We start from the raw sequence: 18808 nt of genomic DNA on the forward strand, positions 1-18808 counted from the left end.
TTTGGTAGGGGTTTAAGAGCTTGTTTTGAGCAGCACGGCGCTGACCCATCGCGTTAAATCTGTGACGGACATCGCCCCAGACTGCCTGGCAATTTCACGGCCGCCCGCAAAAACAGCCAACGTCGGAATACTCCGAATGTTGTACTTGGAGGCCAGGCCTTGCTCGACCTCCGTGTTGACCTTTACAAAGCGCGCACGGCCTTGCATGTCATGACAAACTTTGTCGTAGGCCGGCGCCATCATGCGACAAGGGCCACACCAAGGCGCCCAAAAATCCACGACCACCGGCAAATCGCTTTTGGCAATCTGCGCATTGAACGCAGTTTCTCCCAGGTTGTCTGGATGCTCGCTGAGTAATGAGGCGTGGCATTGACCGCAGTTCAGTTCGGCGTGCAGCTTGTTTGAAGGCACACGGTTCGTCGCATTGCATTTTGGACAAACCAAGTGCATTTTTGGAGTTGTGCTTTCTGTCATGGTTTTCTTGTCACAAATAAAAGCAATGAGATCATGCCAATGTGTCCCAAGCCTTCAACGCTTCAGCTGAATACATCAACGCAGGTCCACCACCCATGTAAACGCAAATCGTCAGCATCTCCTCCAGCTCTTCACGCGTGCACCCCAATTTACGCAAGGCTTTCACATGAAAACCTACGCAGCCCGAGCAATGCTGCGTGATGCCAATAGCCAACGCAATCAACTCTTTATTTTTAGCGCTGATGGTGCCTTCCGCCATTGACGCTTTGGCCAATTGACCAAAGCCTTGCATGGCTTCGGATTGCGATTTGCGAAATGGCGTCAAGCACTCGTTGATGCCTTGCATCAAGTTGGCGTGGTCAAACGTGCTCATGGTGTGTACTCTTTCAAAATTACTTCAATTGCTGACCGGCGCTGTCAAACACTTCCACCGTGATGGGAATGCCTTGACGCACACTTTGCGTGACCGTACAAAACTCTTCAAACTGCGCCAACACATGATCAAGCTGATCCAGCGATGCTGCCAGCACACCCATGCGGATTTGGGCATTCATGTGCAACACGCGCAAACGGTTGTCATCGTTGCGACCTACGTCGGCTGTCACCACACAATGAATAGGCTCTGGCACTTGTTTGAATTTACGAAACGCAAACAACAACGAGTCAGATAAACAGTTACCCACTGCTGCACAAAGCATGTGCATGGGCGATGGCCCTAAGCCAGTCCCCAAAGGTGCTGGTTCATCGCTGGTCAGAACGGACATGTCATCGCCAAATACTATGTCGAAGCGATAGTCCTGGCGCTGCGATAGTTCAACCCGAATTGTTTTTCCAGACATACGATTTCTTTCGTTATTCAAATGTAGGCTGTGCTGGCTTAAACACTTCGTGCCCTGCAGCCATCCAAGCGTCAATACCCCCGGAGATGGATTGAATATGGCTGTAGCCCATACCAGCCAACGAACAAGCGGACAAAGCGGCACGGCCGCTAGTTTTGCAATACAACACGATCTTCAGGTCTCGCGGCTGCATGGCAGGGTTGCTGGCCATTTTGAACTCCAACATGCCTCGCGACATATGCACGGCACCTGGTAAATGGCCAGCCAAATACTCTTCGGTTTCGCGAACATCAATCAACACATCACAGGTTTGAATGGCTTGGATGGCTTGGTCAACTGAAATTTCTTGAACGGTTTGTTTGGCTTCAACGACTAAATCATGGGCGGATTTCATACGGTTTTCCTTTTGGATGTGGGGCGTTCTTTAAGTGCTATGGCGTTGGGCCATGCTTGTTTTGAGTGCTGCTGAGCAATGCGATCACAAACCAAGTCGCACAAGGCGTAAATGGTGGGGTCAGCGATTTGGTAATACACGCTGGTGCCGCGACCTTCGCGCTTGACAAAACCTTGCTGCATCAACACTGACAAGTGGCGCGACATATTGGCGGCGGTGTAGCCGCAAGCATCAGCCAGCTCTCCCACGTTGTGCTCTGCCTCGCGCAGCAAATTCAAGATGCGTAAGCGCGTGGGCTCAGCCAGCGCTTGGAAGTAGGAAGCCACACGATCGATGGCTTGTTCTGGAAGTTGGTTCATGGTGAAAATTGTAAACTTATTTAAGTATTTGATTATTTAAGCAATTAATTAAATAATCATGTAATTATTTATAGAATAGACACTATGACTGATTCCACACTCCGCATCTCCGGCCGCTTGGCCCGTTTGTTTCAAGCCTCACAAATCACACCGCTGCTAGCTTTGATGTGCTTTTTGTTGGGTGTTTTTGCTGTGTTGGTGACACCGCGCGAAGAAGAGCCCCAAATTAATGTGACCATGGCCAATGTGCTAATCCCCTTTCCGGGCGCGTCTGTCAAAGACGTAGAGCAAATGGTGTCAATCCCTGCAGAGCAAGTGCTGTCGCAAATTGCTGGCGTGGAGCACGTGATGTCGGTGTCGCAACCGGGGTTGTCCATCATCACCGTGCAATACAAAGTGGGCGTAGCACGCACCGAAGCGTTGGTACGTTTGTATGACACCGTCAACTCACATGCCGATTGGCTACCCAAAGGCTTAGGCGTGCTACAGCCGCTGATCAAACCCAAAGGCATTGACGATGTGCCCATTTTGTCGCTCACCTTGCATGGCAAGGACACCGACCTAAGTGCATTTGAGCTAGAGCGCATTGCCCAAAACATTGAAATAGATTTGAAGCGCGTCAAAGGCACACGCGAAGTCACCACGGTGGGCGGCCCCACCCGCGCCATTCAAATCGACATCGACCCTGCACGCATGCAAACCGCTGGCATCACGGTGCCTGAGCTACGCATGGCTTTGCAGGCGGCGCACTTAGGTGCTCCCGTAGGTGATTTACTGGTGGGCCAACAAGCCATCGCTATTGAATCTGGACCCTTTTTAAGCAGTGCCAAAGATGTAGCCAGCTTGGTGGTGGGCGTGCGGGCAGGCAACCCTGTTCATGTGCACGACATTGCGCAGGTGCGCGATGGAGGCGCACAGGCCAACACGGCTGTCTGGCACGGGCTAGCGGGTGTCAATCCTGTTGAACGTACCGCAGTGACCATTGCCATCACCAAGAAACCGGGTGAAAACGCCATTGAGGTGGCCAATGCCGTCGTCGCCCAAGTGGCCTTGCTCAAACAAAGCAAGATTCCCGCAACCGTAGAGGTCACCACCACGCGCAATTACGGCGAAACAGCCAATGACAAAGCCAAGAAGCTGATTCAAAAACTGCTGTTTGCCACCGCCTCTGTGGTGGCACTGGTGTTCATCGCGTTGGGCCGTCGCGAAGCCGCTATCGTGGGAACCGCTGTGATTTTGACCTTGACGGTCACCCTCTTTGCCTCATGGGCGTGGGGCTTCACGCTCAACCGTGTGTCTTTGTTTGCGTTGATTTTCTCCATTGGTATTTTGGTAGACGACGCCATTGTGGTGGTGGAAAACATCCATCGCCACCAAGGCTTATTTCCCCATCAATCACTCACGCAAATTATTCCTAGCGCCGTCGACGAAGTGGGAGCTCCCACGATCCTCGCCACCTTCACCGTAATTGCAGCCTTGCTGCCTATGGCATTTGTGTCAGGTTTGATGGGCCCTTATATGAGCCCCATCCCAATCAACGCCAGCATGGGCATGTTGTTGTCATTGGCGGTGGCGTTTGTCGTGACACCTTGGTTGGCTCGCATTTGGATGAAGCCCTCACCCGCAGATGGTCATGGCCATGCAGACATTAGCGCCTTCAAGAAGTGGTTGGCCCGCTTTTTTCAAGCAGTGTTTAGGCCCTTCTTGAGCGACACCTCAGGCTACCGCTGGAGCTTAGGCGTTGCTGTATTGGGTGCCATCGTGGTGTCGGTCGCACTTCCTGTCGCGGGCTTGGTGGCTTTGAAGATGCTGCCCTTTGACAACAAGTCTGAATTCCAAGTCGTGGTCGACATGCCTGCGGGCACCCGCGTAGAAGAAACCCAAAAAGTATTACGTACCTTAGGCGCTCACTTGGCCACCGTACCCGAGGTAACCCATTACCAAGCGTATGCAGGCCTGAGTGCCCCCATCAACTTTAACGGCTTGGTGCGCCAATACTATTTGCGCAGTGGTCCTAACGTGGGTGATATTCAAGTCAACCTGCAAGACAAGCATTTGCGCAAAGCACAAAGCCACATCATCGCTACGCGTGAGCGGCCTGCCCTGCAAGCCATTGGTAAACAGTTCAACGCCAATGTCAAAGTGATTGAAGTGCCGCCCGGCCCACCAGTGTTGGCCCCCATCGTGGCAGAGGTTTATGGACCGACAGATGAAGGTCGCAACCAAGTGGCTAAGTCAGTGCGCGCCATGTTCAATGCGCAAAATGGCGTGGTCGATGTAGACGACAGCACCATCAGCGCCGCGCCGCGTAAAGTTCTGTTGATCAATCGCCAAAAGGCGGCGCAAATGGGCGTGTCGCAACAAGCTATCGTCAGCACACTGCGTGCTGCCTTGGCCGGTGAATCTACTGTCTATGCACATGACCAAAACAAGTACGCTGGTGCCGTGGTCATTCGTTTAGCAAAGAGCGAACAAAACTCTTTGGACAAACTGCTCAGCCTAGGCGTACGCAACTCGCAACGCGAAATCGTGCCAATTCGTCAATTGGTGACCATCAGCGACACCCTTCGCGAGCAACCCATTTATCACAAAGACTTGCTGCCCGTCACCTACGTGGTGGGAGATATGGCCGGCAAAGTCGACAGCCCGTTGTACGGCATGTTTGGCATGCGCAGTGGGCTGCAAAATATCACCACTCCCAATGGCAAACCTGTGGATGAATACTTCATCCAACAACCTGCGGATCCCTACCAAAGTTATGCCGTCAAGTGGGACGGCGAATGGCAAATGACTTATGAGACCTTCCGCGACATGGGCGCCGCCTATGCAGTGGGTTTGGTGTTGATTTACTTGTTGGTGGTGGCGCAGTTTGGCTCGTACCTTGTGCCACTCATCATCATGGCGCCTATTCCACTGACCATCATTGGGGTGATGCCAGGCCACGCCCTGCTGGGTGCGCCCTACACCGCCACCTCCATGATTGGCATGATTGCTTTGGCCGGCATCATCGTGCGTAACTCGATCTTGCTGGTGGACTTTATCCGCTTGCAGGTCTCACAAGGTGTGGCGTTGAAAGACGCGGTGGTGGCCTCGGCCATCACCCGCGCTCAACCGATTGTGTTGACCGGATTAGCCGCCATGATGGGTGCATTTTTTATTTTGGATGATCCGATTTTTAATGGCTTGGCCATCTCGCTCATCTTTGGCATTTTTGTTTCGACAGCACTCACTTTATTGGTGATCCCTCTTCTCTACTTCATGGCTTTCAAGAACAAGTCTGCCGCATTGACCGCTGAAAACAACACCTCAGGAGCACACTCATGAAACGCTTGCGACTCATTGCCGCCCTCACCTTGGCAAGCATCACCTCAACGACCCACGCCGCCGATCTGATGAGCGCGTGGCAAGCCGCTCAAACGCGCGATCCCGAAATCGCCGCTGCACGCGCCTTGCACCAACAAGCTGCATTTCGCCTAGAACAAGCCAAGGCCTTATGGGAACCCACATTGTCTGCAGGTGGCACAGTGGGCGTTGGCGGTGCAGACAGCCGCACCAAAGGCGCAGAGGCCATGGGGCAAAATGATGTGACCTTCAAAACTAATGTCTACTTAGGTGCCCTAACCCGAGCCAGCATCGGCGCACAAAAAGCGTGGATTAGCCCTGAACGCGAAGCACAAAGCAAGCAGCTTGAAATATCAGCGCAAATTGCGGATGCGCAGTGGCAGCAAGCCCAGCAAAACCTCATCATGCACACTGCGCAACGCTACTTTGATGTGGTGGGCGCAGAACTCAAGCTCAACAGTCTGCAACGTCAAGAAAAAGCAGTACAACAGGCCGCCAACGAAATCAAAAAACGCCAAGCCATTGGAGATGCCAGCGTGATGGACGTGCAAGAAACCATTGCCAACTTGTTTGAAATCCAGGCACAAGTGCTGACACAAGAAAACAACTTGGCCATGATGAAGGTCGCATATCGACAACTGGTTGGCCAAGCACCCACGCAACTATTGGCACCTCCCAATCTAAGCTTTACATACGTCAACCTAGTCGATGCAAACATCTGGGTACAACAGTCAAAGCAACAATCCCCTAGCCTGAAAATCATGCGTCTGCAACAAGCCATTCAAGGCCAAGAGGCCAAACGTATCAAAGCAGGCAATGCCATGACCGTCGATTGGGTAGCGCAAGCGCAACTGGACCGCTTATCAGGGCTAGGTATGCATGGCTCTGCCAGCAATCAATTGGCTCAGTACATGGTGGGCATGCAAATCAATGTTCCTCTAAGTACGGGCGGCATGGTTGAGTCGCGAGAACGTGAAGCCTTAAAGCAAGTGGAAAAACTGCGCTACGACCAAGAAGCTGCTGAGCAAGTAATCGAGCAACGCGTGCGCGACGCTTGGCAAAGCCTTAGCTCAGCACCTGCTCGCCTACAAGCTTTGACGCAATCTGAAAAAGCCAGCAAGGCTCGCCTTGCGGCCACACGTAAAGCGCACCGCACGGGCGCACGCACCACCAACGAATTGCTGGGTGCCGAGCACGATGCAACTCAAGCTGAGCTGGCGGTGATGCAGTTGCGCATTCAAACTGCCATCGATCAACTTCGCCTGTTTGCCGCTAGCGGAGATTTGGGCGAGGCGCAGCTTAGTCAAGTCAATGCATTGCTGAAATAAGTCTTGATTTCGCTGCGATTTTTCACCGCTGTTTTCTACGCCATGTTTCTTCTAACAACATCTGTGTGGGCCGGCAGCTGCGCTAACGACATCACGGCCGTGGAAAAAAACTCCTAATCAAACCCAAGCGCATGCTGCGCGTTTAGTAAGTCGACAAGCTAACAGCAGGGAAATCCCTTGCGTGATGTGCCACTCATGATTGCTAGAATTTTTATATAAGCAACTAAAGAATTATCACTTTCAGAAGACTCGCACATGAAAAAATTAACCACCATCGCGCTCATCGCATTTGCATCAACGGGTGCTTGGGCCAACGCCGACTTGGCTAAAAATAACAACTGTATGGCCTGCCATGCAGTTGACAAAAAAATTGTGGGTCCCGCCTACAAAGATGTGGCAAAAAAATACGCAGGTCAGCCCGATGCCGAAGCCACGCTGGCCAAGTCCATCAAAGCTGGCGGCAGCGGCAAATGGGGCCCTATCCCCATGCCTGTTCAAGCTCAACTAAGCGATGCAGATGCCAAAACCTTGGCTACATGGGTCTTGGCAGGCGCCAAGTAATGCGACTGGTACAGGTCCCTTGGTGAGCTTTTTAGCTCGAGTGCACTGGAAACAGCATGCTGACATTGAAGCAGAAAGTATTTGCATTTTTGCAATGACTCCGTGTGTCAACAAAACCCCTGTGCCATTTTGGCTATGACGCTTGACGGCTTCCGCGTTAACAAAATTTATTACTATCGCTTCGGTATGTTGGATTGGGTCGCATTGGGCTTCCCCGTCCACAAAGGCGATTTCTAAAAGGACTTTTCATGCACACCAATTTGATCCTAGACACACAAGCTTTGCTCAACAGCAAAGATGAATCGGCACCCACACGTCGCCTCGCTTTGCAAACGGCTTTGGGCTTGGGCTACGCCGCTGCGGCCATGCCATTGGTTGCACAAACCACCATTCAAACCTCAAGCGAAGGCCTGATCGATGGCGAAGTGACGATTGACGTCAATGGCTTCAAAATGCCGGCCTACCGCTCAGCCCCAAAAGGCAAAAGCGATTTGCCTGTGGTCTTGGTGATCTCTGAAATTTTTGGTGTGCATGAATACATTGCCGACGTCACACGTCGCTTTGCCAAAGCAGGCTATTTGGCGATTGCGCCCGAGTTGTTTGTGCGCCAAGGCGACCCCAGCATGTACGGCGAAATTGCAAAGCTGCAAGCCGAGATCATCTCCAAAGTGCCTGATGCACAAGTGTTGACTGATTTAGATGCCACCATAAATTGGGCAAGCAAAAACGGGGGCAACGCCAACCGTGCGGCGATCACCGGCTTTTGCTGGGGCGGTCGTATCACGTGGCTGTATGCAGCGCACAACCCCAAGATCAAAGCAGGCGTGGCTTGGTATGGCCGCATGGAAGGCCAAACCAATGCCAACAACCCAAAACATGCGGTCGACTTGGCCGCCACGCTGAAAGCACCCGTACTCGGCTTGTACGGCAGCGCGGATACCGGCATTCCCGTGACATCTGTGAACAACATGAAAGAAGCCTTGGCGCAAGCTGCCTCAAAAGGCAACTCAGCGGCCAAGGCCAGTGAGTTTGTGTTGTACCCAGATGCACCGCATGCGTTTCATGCCGATTACCGACCCAGCTACCGTGCAGCACCAGCGGCTGATGGTTGGAACCGTGCCTTGGCTTGGTTCAAGCAATACGTTTAAAAGAATAAGGTTTAGGCCACAAACACCCGCGCTTTGCGCGGCGTGAGCACCAAGGTCTCACCCTCTGTAAATCCCTGCTCGTAAAACTGCGATGCAGGGATTTGCGCTTCAATGATCTGCTGATCCGAAGGGCCATCGCCCTCAGCCGCCACCAGCTCTAAGCGCGCAATCGGGCCCACCACAATGGCACGGGTCAGCTGCGCCACGATACCGCCTTCGTCGTCTCTGCCGGATGTGTAGCGACGCACATCCAAATCGTGCGGGCGCACATAGGCAAACGCTTTGACATCTTGTGCCGCATGGTGCTCGGGGCTAGCCACGCGCACGGTTTGGTCTTCCACACCAATGTGCATTTCGCCTTCATGGGCGCGGCCGTGGAACAAGTTGACATCGCCTAAAAATCCATACACAAAAGGGCTGGCGGGGTGTTCCCACACCTCTTGAGGGCTACCCACTTGCTCGACATTGCCCTTGTTCATGACCACCACGCGGTCGGCCACTTCGAGGGCTTCCTCTTGGTCGTGCGTCACAAAGATGGTGGTCACATTCAAGTCGTCATGCAAACGGCGCAACCAACGGCGCAGCTCTTTGCGTACCTTGGCATCCAAGGCGCCAAAAGGCTCGTCCAGCAACAACACTTTGGGCTCCACCGCCAAAGCACGGGCCAAAGCAATACGTTGGCGTTGGCCGCCTGAGAGCTGGGATGGGTAGCGGTCCGCCAACCAATCGAGTTGCACAAGACTCAACAAGTCGTGCACCTTCTTTTTTATTTGCACTTCACTGGGGCGCTCGTTGCGTGGCTTGACGCGCAAGCCAAAGGCCACGTTTTCAAACACAGTCATGTGGCGAAACAAGGCGTAGTGCTGAAACACAAAACCCACCTGACGCTCGCGCACATGGACGTGCGTGGTGTCTTCACCGCTAAATAAAATAGTGCCCGTATCGGCATGTTCTAAACCCGCAATGATCCGCAACAAGGTGGTTTTGCCGCAGCCCGATGGGCCCAACAAGGCGATCAATTCGCCAGAGTGAATGTCAAGGCTCACGTCGCCCAGCGCTTGAAAGTCGCCGAACTGTTTGTGGATATTTCTGATTTCGATGCTCATGATTCGGTACTCGTATTCTTAAATTTTGCGCAGACGCTGTGCCGTTAAGCCTTGGGATTCTCAGGAGGAAGATTGGCCGTCGCCTTCAACTCACGCGCATGACGCCACTCGACCGCAGACTTGATTACCAAGGTCGCCACAGCCAACAAAGCCAACAGCGAGGCCACGGCAAACGCCGCCACCGATTGGTATTCGTTGTACAAAATTTCTACATGCAAAGGCATGGTGTTGGTTTGTCCACGGATGTGGCCCGACACCACGGACACTGCACCAAACTCACCCATGGCACGTGCGTTGCACAAGATGACGCCGTAGATCAAACCCCATTTGATATTGGGTAGCGTGACATACCAAAAGGTTTGCCAGCCTGTGGCACCCAACACAATGGCCGCTTGCTCTTCGTCATTGCCCTGCGCTTGCATAAGTGGAATCAACTCACGTGCAATGAAGGGAAACGTAACAAACACCGTGGCCAACACAATGCCAGGCACCGCAAAAATAATTTTGATGTCGTGCTCTTGCAGCCAAGGTCCAAACCAACCTTGCGCACCAAACATCAGCACATAGATCAAACCAGCCACCACAGGCGACACTGAAAATGGCAAGTCCACCAATGTGGTCAAAAACGCTTTGCCTGTGAACTCATATTTGGCAATCGCCCACGCAGCAGCCACACCAAACACCAAGTTCAACGGCACGGCAATGAGTGCCGTGATGAAGGTCAAACGGATGGCTGCCCACGCATCGGGCTCTTGCAACGCCAGCCAATACGCGTCCCAACCTTTGCGCAAGGCTTCGGTGAACACCGCCGCCAAAGGCAGGACTAAGAAGAAAAACATAAAGGTGAGTGCCAAGCCAATCAGGCTGTAGCGCACCCATGCGGACTCTGTGGTTGTCGTTCTCATGCCGAAGCTCCAGAGTGGCGACGTTGCCAAGCTTGCAGCGCATTGATGACCAACAACAAAATAAACGAGATAACCAACATCACCACCGCTACTGCCGTGGCACCGGCATAGTCGTATTGCTCTAGCTTGCCAATGATGATGAGCGGCGTGATTTCAGACACCATGGGCATATTGCCCGCAATGAAAATAACCGAACCATACTCACCAATGGCACGCGCAAAGGCCATGGCAAAACCTGTCAACAAAGCAGGTGCAATGCTGGGAAAAATTACCCGTGTAAAAGTTTGCCAACGTGTGGCCCCCAAACAAGTAGCCGCTTCTTCTAGCTCTTTCTCAGCATCTTCCAACACCGGCTGTACCGTTCGTACCACAAAGGGCAAGCCAATAAAGATGAGCGCAATCACCACGCCATTGGGATTGAAGGCCAGCTGAATACCCATGGGCTCTAGGTACTGACCGATCCAACCGTTGCCCGCCAACAAAGCCGTGAGTGAAATACCGGCCACCGCGGTGGGCAAAGCAAAGGGCAAGTCCACCAAGGCATCAACCACTTTCTTGCCGAAGAAGTCATAACGCACCAGCACCCAAGCCACGAGCAAACCAAACACCACGTTGACCAAAGCTGCAATAAGAGACGCACCAAAGGTGAGGCGGTATGAGGCCATCACGCGCGGGCCCGTGACGGCCGCCCAAAACTGTTCCCATGTGAGCGTGAAGGTTTTGAATACCAAAGCGGAAAGCGGAATCAACACAATCAAGCTCAGGTAAGTGAGCGTGAAACCTAGCGTGATGTTGAAACCTGGAAGCACGCGCGCCGGCTTGTGGCTGCGCGCCAGAGAGAACAATGCCATGAATAATTACTTCAGTGTGTAAATCTTGTCGAACTGACCGCCATCATTGAAGTGGATTTTTTGTGCTTCGCTGAGCGAACCAAAATATTCGCTCACAGGCACTAACTGAATTGGCTTGAAGGTCGATGCATATTTTTTCAGTAAGGCAGGTGAGCGAGGGCGTAAGGCGTGCTTGGCTGCAATCTCTTGCGCTTCGTCCGAGTACAAATAGTTCAAATAGGCCGTGGCTAATTCGCCTGTGCCTTTTTTATTTACGGTGCGTTCCACCACCGCCACAGGGTTCTCGGCAATGATGCTGACCGATGGATGCACGGCATCCACCTTGCCTGCACCAAACTCACGGTCGACTGACAACACCTCTGATTCAAACGTCACCAATACATCGCCAATGTTGCGTTGCAAAAAGATGGTGGTGGCGTCGCGGCCGCCTTTGGCGAGTACCGGCACATTCTTAAACAGCTTGGCCACAAACTCTGCGGCTTGTGCATCGGTCTGTCCTTTTTTGCGCGCATAGGTCCAAGCGGCCAAATAAGCCATGCGTCCATTGCCACCAGTTTTGGGATTGACGATGATGACTTGCACGCCAGGCTTGATCAGGTCGTCCCAATCTTTGATGCCCTTGGGGTTGCCATTACGGGTGAGGAACAACATCGTAGAAGTGGTGGGCGATGCGCTATTGGGAAACTTCTTCGCCCAGTCTTTGGCTACCACGCCGGTGCTGGCCAAAAACTCGATGTCGGTGGTGGTGTTCATGCTGACCACGTCGGCATCCAAGCCGTCGTTGACCGCACGCGCTTGAGCGCTAGAGCCTCCGTGCGCTTGGTCCACCTTGATGTCTTTGCCCGTGGTTTTTTTGTAATGGGCCACAAAGGCGGCGTTGTAGTCTTTGTAAAACTCGCGGGCCACGTCATACGACGCGTTCAGCAACGTTTGTGCTGAGGCCATAGAGCTGACGACCAAGAGCGCAGCGGCCAAGGTGGTGTGTAGGAATTTTTTCATACTGTTTGAAGCTCCAAGGAATGAGATGAGAAGGGTGCGCGTTTAGACATGGCCGCGATTGTGGAGAAATAGGCTTCAATCACAAACAACAGTTTTGTAGTTTGTTAATAGCTAATTCATATATGCCGGCTCAGGCCGCATCAAGCTAAGGGTCTTGGGCTTTGACGCACAATGACGCAATTCTTTTTAAACAGGAGTTCCCATGCACACACCCCTGACTGGTCGCCCGTTTCAAACCCTCGCTGCCTTGGTTTTACTGGCAGCTTGCTCTGTCAACGCATGGGCCGGAAAAACCCTAGACACCGTCAAACAACGCGACCAAGTGGTGTGCGGGGTCAACACCGGCTTGGCTGGTTTTGGGGCCGCGGACAGCCAAGGCAAATGGACTGGCTTGGATGTGGACGTGTGCCGCGCTGTGGCCGCTGCCGTGTTGGGCAGTGCCGACAAGGTGCGTTACGTGCCACTGTCTGCGCCGCAACGGTTTACCGCTCTGCAATCGGGCGAGGTGGATGTGCTCTCCCGTAACACCACCTTCACCATGACGCGCGATGCTTCCATGGGCTTGCACCAAACGGCCGTCACCTATTACGACGGCCAAGGGTTCATGACGCCCGCCAAGAACAACCTCAAAAGCGCCAAGCAACTCAAAGGGGCCACCGTGTGTGTGCAATCGGGCACGACCACCGAAAAGAACCTGACCGACTTTTCACGCGCCAACAAACTCGACATCAAACCAGTGGTGTTTGAAAAGTTTGATGCTGCCAATGCGGCTTACTTTGCAGGCCGCTGCAAGGCCTACACCACCGACGCCTCAGGCTTGGCCTCCATCCGCGCCAAAGAAGCCAAGACACCCAAAGACCACGTCATCTTGCCCGAACTGATTTCCAAAGAACCCTTGGGCCCCATGGTGCGGCGAGGTGATGATGAGTGGCTGGCCATCGTCAAGTGGACGGTGTACGGCTTGATTGAGGCAGAAGAAGTGGGCATCACCGCCGCCAACCTTGACGCCCTTAAAGCCGAGAGCGCCGACCCTGTGGTGTTGCGCTTACTTGGCAAATCCGACGACACGGGTAAGCTACTAGGGCTAGACCGCGATTGGCTGGCTCGCGCCATCGGCGCCGTGGGCAACTACGGTGAAATGTTCGAGCGTCACTTGGGTGAAAAAACGCCTTTAGGCCTCAAACGCGGCCTGAACGCGCAATGGAGCAAAGGCGGTCTGCAATACGCCATGCCGATTCGCTGAGGCAAAAGGTAAAAGGCAACAGGCAACGCGCCCTGCCATCAAAACTTGTTTTCATACTGATTCACCATGCACCTGCAAAGTCGTCGAGCTCGCGCCCTGCTCTACCAGGTGCTGTTGGTCTCACTGTTGGTGGCCCTCTCCTTTTGGCTGTTCAACAACACGCTGACCAACTTGCGCGCGCGTGGCATTCAAAGTGGCTTTGACTTTTTATTCGACACCGCTGGCTTTGACATCGGTGAATCGATGATTTCCTACGACTCGACGCAGGCCTATTGGCAAGCGTTTTTGGTAGGCCTGCTCAACACCTTGCGGGTCTCGGTTTTGGGCATATTGATCTGCACTTTGTGGGGCGGCTTGCTGGGCTTGGGACGGGTGTCCCACAACGCTTTGGCGCGTGGCTTGTGCTATGCCTACACCGAGTTGTTTCGCAACATTCCCCTGCTTTTACAACTTTTCATGTGGTACGTGCTGCTGGTGGAATTCATGCCCGACACAGATGCGCCGCTGCACCTCAACGACTGGCTTTTTTTAAGCAAAGGTGGGTTGACGCTGCCTTGGCTGATTCATGCCGATGGCGCTTGGATTTGGGACGTGCCGGTATGGCGCATCGTCGAGGGCGTGGGCGAAGTTGCCGGTGGTGCCAGCGTGACGCCAGAGTTCTTGGCCTTGACGTGGGGCTTAAGTTTGTACACCGCAGCCTTTGTGGCGGAGTTGGTGCGTGCAGGCATCACCGCGGTACCGCATGGACAAACCGAGGCAGCTAAAAGCGTTGGCTTATCCGCGTGGCAAACACAACGGTTGGTGGTGTTGCCCCAAGCCATGCGTGTGGTCATCCCGCCGCTGACCAACCAGTATTTGAACTTGATCAAAAACTCATCGCTGGCGGTGGCCATCGGCTACCCTGACTTGGTGAATATCTCCAACACCGCCTTAAACCAAACCGGCCGCGCCGTGGAATGCATCGCCATCGTGATGGCGGTGTACCTCAGCCTGTCTTTACTCACCGCCGCGCTCATGAATGTGTACAACCGCCGCATGGCGTTGAAGGCGCGTTGATGCCCAATCACACCGCCGAACAACCTTGGGTTTCAGCCAGACCGGCCCCTGCGCTACACCGCACACTTTGGCAGTGGTGCCACACCCATCTGTGGCCCACACCAGGCCAAGCCGTGGTGAGTGTATTGTTGCTCATTGCACTGCTGTGGTGGCTACCAACAGCACTCAACTGGGCGCTGTGGCGGGCGGTGTGGCAAGCCGATGCCGACAGCTGCCAAGCCCTGCGAGGGGTTGGCGCATGCTGGGGCGTGGTGAGCGAAAAATATCGGCTCATCTTGCTTGGACGTTACCCCTTTGAGGCGCAATGGCGGCCCGTGGTGGCCACACTCGCGTTGGTAACGGCACTGGTGCTGAGTTGTTTGCCCATCTTTTGGCGACGCAATTTAGCGCTGCTGTGGCTGGCCGTGTGGCTGCTTTTTTTTGGCTTGATGGGTGGCGGCAGTTGGTGGGGTGTTCCGACGGGCCTGAGTAAGGTACCCAGCGACCAATGGGGTGGCCTGCCGCTGACCTTGATGCTGGCCACGCTTGCTATCAGCTTGGCTTTTCCGTTGGGCGTGTTGCTGGCCTTGGGGCGACAAAGCGCCCTGCCCGCCTTGCGCAGTGTGTGCGTGGGCTACATCGAATTAGTGCGGGGTGTGCCTTTGATTTCCGTGTTGTTCATGGCCAGCTTTATGTTTCCGCTGCTGTTGCCCAGCGGCACATCGCCCGATGTGTTGATGCGCGTGCTGGTGGGCATCACCTTGTTCTCAGCTGCTTACACCGCCGAAATTGTGCGAGGTGGTTTGCAAGCGGTGCCCTTAGGACAAGTCGAGGCCGCCGCCACCTTGGGGCTCAGTTATTGGCAAACCCAACGTTGGGTGGTGTTGCCCCAAGCCTTGACGCATGTGGTGCCAGGGCTGATGAACAACTTCATTGCCATCTTCAAAGACACCTCTTTGGTGACCATCGTGAGTTTGTATGAACTCTCGGGTGCTTTGGGGCTGGCCATCAGCGGTGACCCGAACTGGCGTCCTTTCAAAATCGAAGGCTATCTGTTCATCACCCTGATCTACTTTGTATTTTGTTTCGCCATGTCGCGCTACAGCCTGTGGGTTGAGCGCCAACTCGTGCACCGTTGATGCAGCACCAAGGAACACCCGTGTCTGACCCTATTTTGAATTTCGAGAACGTCAACAAATGGTTTGGCGATTTTCATGCGCTGCGCGATATCAACTTGTGCGTGCAACGTGGCGAGCGCATCGTGATTTGCGGGCCATCAGGCTCGGGCAAATCCACCTTGATTCGTTGCATCAACCGCTTGGAAGAACACCAAGAAGGCCGCCTCACCGTTGCTGGCGTGACGCTAAGCGACAACCTGCGCGACATCGACCAAGTGCGTCGCCAAGTGGGCATGGTGTTTCAACAGTTCAATTTATTTCCACACCTCACGGTGCTGGAGAACCTCACGCTGTCTCCGATTTTTGTGGGCAAATTGCCAGCCGCTGAAGCCAACCAACGGGCCATGCAGCAACTTGAACGTGTGCGCATTGCCGACCAAGCCCACAAGTATCCGCTGCAACTCTCTGGTGGGCAACAACAACGTGTGGCGATTGCGCGGGCTCTGTGCTTAAGCCCGCAAATCATGCTGTTTGATGAACCCACCTCAGCCCTGGATCCCGAAATGATTCAAGAGGTGTTGGACGTGATGACCGAGTTGGCGCAACAAGGCATCACCATGCTTTGCGTGACCCACGAGATGGGATTTGCACGCGCCGTGGCAGACCGTGTAGTGTTCATGGATCAAGGTCAGATTGTGGAAGAGGCCCCGCCCTCTGAGTTTTTTGATCATCCACGTCATGCACGCACGCAGGCGTTTTTAGCCAAGATCATTGGCCACCACTGATTAATTAAGAGGGCTTCAAAGCGCGTTCAAGGGAATTTTGAGATACGACACGCCGTTGTCGTCTTGGGGCGGAAACGCACCTGCACGGATGTTGACTTGCACCGCTTGCAAGATAAGTACAGGCATGTCCAAGGTGGCATCACGTGCATGACGCATGCGCACAAATTCGGCCTCGTCTATGCCGTCGTGCAAATGGATGTTGTGTGCACGTTGCTCGGCCACCGTGGTTTCAAAGCGCACTTCGCGCTCATTGGGTGGGTAGTCGTGGCACATGAACAAGCGGGTGCTGTCGGGCAGGCTCAAAATTTTGCGTGCCGAGGCATACAGCGTTTTAGCGCTGCCACCTGGAAAGTCGCAACGTGCCGAGCCCACATCGGGCATGAACAAGGTGTCGCCCACAAACACGGCATCGCCAATCTGATAGGCCATACACGCGGGCGTGTGGCCAGGCACCGACATGGCCTTGACGGTCAAGTTGCCAATGGCAAATATTTCGTCTGCTTGCAGCAAGTGCCCAAACTGCGAGCCGTCTTCTTTGAAGCTGGCTTCTAAATTAAAAATTCCTTTGAACACATGCTGTACCGCGGTGATGTGATGACCAATCGCAGTTTGCCCGCCCAAGTGCGCTTTGAGATATGGCGCAGCAGTGAGGTGGTCTGCATGGGCATGGGTTTCTAAGATCCATTGCACGTTGAGACTTTTCTCACGCACAAAGGCAATGACGCGATCTGCTGACTCGTTGCTGGTGCGGCCCGATTTTGGGTCGTAGTCGAGTACCGAATCAATGATGGCGCAAGCGCTGCCCTCTTTTTCATAGACCACATAGGTCACTGTCCAAGTGGCGGGGTCAAACAAACCGTGAACAAGAGGGTGAGGAGGAAGGTTCATCGGGTGCATGCGTTCATAAGGAGACGTAAATATAGATGACTTTGAATACACACGGCGCCCTTAAAGACATAAAGAGCCAAAAAAAGGGACAATCGTTGCCTTGACTGATATCCACCAACGGGAACTTTTGTGAATCTGACCAGCTTGATTGAAACCTTCGGAGACCACTTTGTCTTGGCCATGGGCGGTGCACTGATTGGTTTAATGTTCGGATTTTTTGCCCAACGCTCTAAGTTTTGTGCACGCGCTGCCGTCATTGAATGCTGCGATGGCAGTTGGGGCTCGCGTTTGGCCGTGTGGCTGCTGGGTTTTGCAGTGGCCATTTTGGCGGTACAAGCCATCGTGCTGACTGGTTTCTTGAAGCCTGAAAGCTCGCGCCAATTGGGCTCGCCCGGCAGCATCTCAGGTGCTGTGGTGGGTGGCCTGATGTTTGGCATGGGCATGATCATGACGCGCGGTTGCGCCAGCCGTTTGCTCATCTTGTCTGCTAACGGCAATTTGCGCGCCCTACTCTCTGGATTGGTATTTGCTGTGACGGTGCAAGCCTCAATCTCTGGTGTGTTGGCTCCCGCACGTCAGTGGGTCACGGCGCTTTGGATGGTTGAGGGCGGCCCTGATCGCAACTTGCTCAACCTCACCAGCACATGGCTGGGTTTCGTCGTCGGTATTGCGATGGGTGCTGTGGCACTCTGGCGATTGCGTCTCAGCAAAGACAGCAGCAGCAACACTTGGAACTGGGCCGGTGTTTTTGTGGGCTTGGCCGTTGCCATGGGTTGGGGATTGACCCAACTGGTAGCCAGCGTATCGTTTGAACCCATTGCGGTTCAAAGCCTAAGTTTCAGTGCGCCATCTGCTGAGTGGTTGATGCGCACCTTGTCCACAACCACAGCACCTAGCTTTGGCTTTGATGCAGGTTTGTTGCCGGGTGTGTTTATTGGCTCTTTGGTCGCCAGCGTGCTGTTTGGCGAGTTCAAGTTTGAAGGCTTTCAAACAGAAAACAAGCTAGGCCACTATTTGACAGGCGCTGTTTTGATGGGCTTTGGCGCTGTGATGGCCGGAGGTTGCACCGTAGGTGCAGGAATGAGCGGGGGTGCGATTTTCTCGAATACCGCATGGCTCACTCTTGTGTCCATCATCCTGGGCGCTGGATTGACTTACAAAACACTCCGGTCGATCAACAGCCCCATTTAAGCAAGCCGTTTATTGCGCTGGGTAGCAAGCTGCGCCGTCTTTGGCTCCCAGCTTGCGCAAGATGATGGCCATAGGGCAAAAGTTTGTCAGGCCAAACTGAAACAAGTTCAGGCCAACAAACGCTGTAAATACCAAGGCCCAGTGGCTTACAAACAAAGGGCTTTCTTCTACGCCCAAGGCCAATGAGGCCATGATGAACAAGCCCGCAAAGATGCGGATATAACGTTCGACAGTCATTTCAA

20 protein-coding genes are annotated in these 18808 nt (G+C 53.8%); 9 read left to right on the top strand and 11 right to left on the bottom strand.

All coding sequences use genetic code 11. From position 1 onward, the window contains the following. Positions 1-12: 12 nt before the first annotated feature. From trxC to ABWP81_RS05100, 5 genes are read right to left on the bottom strand one after another with little or no spacing between them, the layout of a single operon-like run. The gene (gene trxC / locus ABWP81_RS05080) at positions 13-474 is read right to left on the bottom strand and encodes a thioredoxin TrxC (RefSeq protein ID WP_353140053.1); all 462 of its coding nucleotides are present in this window, start codon (positions 472-474) and stop codon (positions 13-15) included. 31 nt (positions 475-505) lie between these two features. Further along, positions 506-847 (bottom strand): carboxymuconolactone decarboxylase family protein, encoded by a 342-nt coding sequence (locus tag ABWP81_RS05085; RefSeq protein ID WP_353134084.1) that lies wholly within the window; start codon positions 845-847, stop codon positions 506-508. 19 nt (positions 848-866) lie between these two features. Continuing rightward, positions 867-1313: an OsmC family protein gene (locus ABWP81_RS05090; RefSeq protein ID WP_353140055.1), complete on the bottom strand. Its 447-nt coding sequence runs from the start codon at positions 1311-1313 to the stop codon at positions 867-869. A 13-nt stretch (positions 1314-1326) separates the two neighbouring features. Next, on the bottom strand, positions 1327-1707 hold the full coding sequence (locus ABWP81_RS05095; protein WP_353140057.1) for a rhodanese-like domain-containing protein: 381 nt from the start codon (positions 1705-1707) through the stop codon (positions 1327-1329). Then, positions 1704-2066, bottom strand: coding sequence for an ArsR/SmtB family transcription factor (locus tag ABWP81_RS05100; RefSeq protein WP_353134093.1), 363 nt, complete (start codon positions 2064-2066; stop codon positions 1704-1706). The genes ABWP81_RS05095 and ABWP81_RS05100 overlap by 4 nt, the downstream gene beginning before the upstream one ends. Positions 2067-2150: 84 nt before the next feature. Between ABWP81_RS05100 and ABWP81_RS05105 the strand changes: the two genes are divergently transcribed. The 4 genes from ABWP81_RS05105 (at position 2151) to ABWP81_RS05120 (ending at position 8445) form a co-directional block, all read left to right on the top strand. Beyond that, positions 2151-5390, top strand: coding sequence for an efflux RND transporter permease subunit (locus tag ABWP81_RS05105; protein ID WP_353140059.1), 3240 nt, complete (start codon positions 2151-2153; stop codon positions 5388-5390). Next, positions 5387-6736 carry a TolC family protein gene (locus ABWP81_RS05110; RefSeq protein WP_353140061.1) on the top strand — a complete coding sequence of 450 codons (1350 nt, stop codon included), beginning with the start codon at positions 5387-5389 and terminating at the stop codon, positions 6734-6736. Before ABWP81_RS05105 ends, ABWP81_RS05110 begins: the two co-directional genes overlap by 4 nt. Positions 6737-6991: 255 nt before the next feature. Continuing rightward, positions 6992-7297, top strand: a complete 306-nt coding sequence (locus ABWP81_RS05115; protein WP_353134102.1) for a c-type cytochrome — start codon at positions 6992-6994, stop codon at positions 7295-7297. Positions 7298-7545: 248 nt separating this feature from the next. Continuing rightward, the gene (locus ABWP81_RS05120; protein ID WP_353134105.1) at positions 7546-8445 is read left to right on the top strand and encodes a dienelactone hydrolase family protein; all 900 of its coding nucleotides are present in this window, start codon (positions 7546-7548) and stop codon (positions 8443-8445) included. An 11-nt stretch (positions 8446-8456) separates the two neighbouring features. Here ABWP81_RS05120 and ABWP81_RS05125 read toward each other — a convergent pair whose 3' ends face one another. Genes ABWP81_RS05125 through ABWP81_RS05140 form a run of 4 tightly spaced genes read right to left on the bottom strand, consistent with a single transcriptional unit; the run spans position 8457 to position 12306 of the window. Then, positions 8457-9551 (bottom strand): sulfate/molybdate ABC transporter ATP-binding protein, encoded by a 1095-nt coding sequence (locus tag ABWP81_RS05125; protein ID WP_353140063.1) that lies wholly within the window; start codon positions 9549-9551, stop codon positions 8457-8459. A gap of 44 nt (positions 9552-9595) precedes the next feature. After that, on the bottom strand, positions 9596-10456 hold the full coding sequence (gene cysW / locus ABWP81_RS05130) for a sulfate ABC transporter permease subunit CysW (RefSeq protein WP_353140065.1): 861 nt from the start codon (positions 10454-10456) through the stop codon (positions 9596-9598). After that, a complete protein-coding gene (cysT, locus tag ABWP81_RS05135; protein ID WP_353140067.1) occupies positions 10453-11307 on the bottom strand; it encodes a sulfate ABC transporter permease subunit CysT in 855 nt (284 codons plus the stop codon). The genes cysW and cysT overlap by 4 nt, the downstream gene beginning before the upstream one ends. Positions 11308-11313: 6 nt before the next feature. After that, positions 11314-12306, bottom strand: coding sequence for a sulfate ABC transporter substrate-binding protein (locus ABWP81_RS05140; RefSeq protein WP_353140069.1), 993 nt, complete (start codon positions 12304-12306; stop codon positions 11314-11316). 202 nt (positions 12307-12508) lie between these two features. On the opposite strand from ABWP81_RS05140, the gene ABWP81_RS05145 reads away from it, so the two are divergent. From ABWP81_RS05145 to ABWP81_RS05160, 4 genes are all read left to right on the top strand, one after another. Then, the gene (locus ABWP81_RS05145) at positions 12509-13549 is read left to right on the top strand and encodes an amino acid ABC transporter substrate-binding protein (protein WP_353140071.1); all 1041 of its coding nucleotides are present in this window, start codon (positions 12509-12511) and stop codon (positions 13547-13549) included. Positions 13550-13615: 66 nt separating this feature from the next. After that, entirely contained in the window at positions 13616-14605 is a 990-nt protein-coding gene (locus tag ABWP81_RS05150) for an amino acid ABC transporter permease (protein ID WP_353140073.1), read from the top strand. Further along, entirely contained in the window at positions 14605-15723 is a 1119-nt protein-coding gene (locus ABWP81_RS05155) for an amino acid ABC transporter permease (protein WP_353140075.1), read from the top strand. The genes ABWP81_RS05150 and ABWP81_RS05155 overlap by 1 nt, the downstream gene beginning before the upstream one ends. Beyond that, positions 15723-16487 (top strand): amino acid ABC transporter ATP-binding protein, encoded by a 765-nt coding sequence (locus ABWP81_RS05160; RefSeq protein ID WP_502905511.1) that lies wholly within the window; start codon positions 15723-15725, stop codon positions 16485-16487. Before ABWP81_RS05155 ends, ABWP81_RS05160 begins: the two co-directional genes overlap by 1 nt. A gap of 15 nt (positions 16488-16502) precedes the next feature. On the opposite strand, the gene ABWP81_RS05165 is transcribed toward ABWP81_RS05160, so the two are convergent. Next, positions 16503-17375: an MBL fold metallo-hydrolase gene (locus ABWP81_RS05165; protein WP_353140077.1), complete on the bottom strand. Its 873-nt coding sequence runs from the start codon at positions 17373-17375 to the stop codon at positions 16503-16505. Between the two features lie 129 nt (positions 17376-17504). Here ABWP81_RS05165 and ABWP81_RS05170 point away from each other — a divergent pair, with 129 nt between their 5' ends. Beyond that, entirely contained in the window at positions 17505-18566 is a 1062-nt protein-coding gene (locus ABWP81_RS05170; protein WP_353134854.1) for a YeeE/YedE family protein, read from the top strand. 9 nt (positions 18567-18575) lie between these two features. On the opposite strand, the gene ABWP81_RS05175 is transcribed toward ABWP81_RS05170, so the two are convergent. Next, entirely contained in the window at positions 18576-18803 is a 228-nt protein-coding gene (locus ABWP81_RS05175; protein ID WP_353140079.1) for a YgaP family membrane protein, read from the bottom strand. Between the last annotated feature and the right edge of the window lie 5 nt (positions 18804-18808).

The organism is Limnohabitans sp. (assembly GCF_040401135.1).
In the GTDB taxonomy this organism is placed as follows: domain Bacteria; phylum Pseudomonadota; class Gammaproteobacteria; order Burkholderiales; family Burkholderiaceae_C; genus Limnohabitans.

Bases quoted from the DNA above. Each gene is read 5' to 3' on its own strand.
- trxC (WP_353140053.1), bottom strand. From the start codon at position 474: ATGACAGAAAGCACAACTCCAAAAATGCACTTGGTTTGTCCAAAATGC.
- ABWP81_RS05085 (WP_353134084.1), bottom strand. From the start codon at position 847: ATGAGCACGTTTGACCACGCCAACTTGATGCAAGGCATCAACGAGTGC.
- ABWP81_RS05090 (WP_353140055.1), bottom strand. From the start codon at position 1,313: ATGTCTGGAAAAACAATTCGGGTTGAACTATCGCAGCGCCAGGACTAT.
- ABWP81_RS05095 (WP_353140057.1), bottom strand. From the start codon at position 1,707: ATGAAATCCGCCCATGATTTAGTCGTTGAAGCCAAACAAACCGTTCAA.
- ABWP81_RS05100 (WP_353134093.1), bottom strand. From the start codon at position 2,066: ATGAACCAACTTCCAGAACAAGCCATCGATCGTGTGGCTTCCTACTTC.
- ABWP81_RS05105 (WP_353140059.1), top strand. From the start codon at position 2,151: ATGACTGATTCCACACTCCGCATCTCCGGCCGCTTGGCCCGTTTGTTT.
- ABWP81_RS05110 (WP_353140061.1), top strand. From the start codon at position 5,387: ATGAAACGCTTGCGACTCATTGCCGCCCTCACCTTGGCAAGCATCACC.
- ABWP81_RS05115 (WP_353134102.1), top strand. From the start codon at position 6,992: ATGAAAAAATTAACCACCATCGCGCTCATCGCATTTGCATCAACGGGT.
- ABWP81_RS05120 (WP_353134105.1), top strand. From the start codon at position 7,546: ATGCACACCAATTTGATCCTAGACACACAAGCTTTGCTCAACAGCAAA.
- ABWP81_RS05125 (WP_353140063.1), bottom strand. From the start codon at position 9,551: ATGAGCATCGAAATCAGAAATATCCACAAACAGTTCGGCGACTTTCAA.
- cysW (WP_353140065.1), bottom strand. From the start codon at position 10,456: ATGAGAACGACAACCACAGAGTCCGCATGGGTGCGCTACAGCCTGATT.
- cysT (WP_353140067.1), bottom strand. From the start codon at position 11,307: ATGGCATTGTTCTCTCTGGCGCGCAGCCACAAGCCGGCGCGCGTGCTT.
- ABWP81_RS05140 (WP_353140069.1), bottom strand. From the start codon at position 12,306: ATGAAAAAATTCCTACACACCACCTTGGCCGCTGCGCTCTTGGTCGTC.
- ABWP81_RS05145 (WP_353140071.1), top strand. From the start codon at position 12,509: ATGCACACACCCCTGACTGGTCGCCCGTTTCAAACCCTCGCTGCCTTG.
- ABWP81_RS05150 (WP_353140073.1), top strand. From the start codon at position 13,616: ATGCACCTGCAAAGTCGTCGAGCTCGCGCCCTGCTCTACCAGGTGCTG.
- ABWP81_RS05155 (WP_353140075.1), top strand. From the start codon at position 14,605: ATGCCCAATCACACCGCCGAACAACCTTGGGTTTCAGCCAGACCGGCC.
- ABWP81_RS05160 (WP_502905511.1), top strand. From the start codon at position 15,723: ATGCAGCACCAAGGAACACCCGTGTCTGACCCTATTTTGAATTTCGAG.
- ABWP81_RS05165 (WP_353140077.1), bottom strand. From the start codon at position 17,375: ATGAACCTTCCTCCTCACCCTCTTGTTCACGGTTTGTTTGACCCCGCC.
- ABWP81_RS05175 (WP_353140079.1), bottom strand. From the start codon at position 18,803: ATGACTGTCGAACGTTATATCCGCATCTTTGCGGGCTTGTTCATCATG.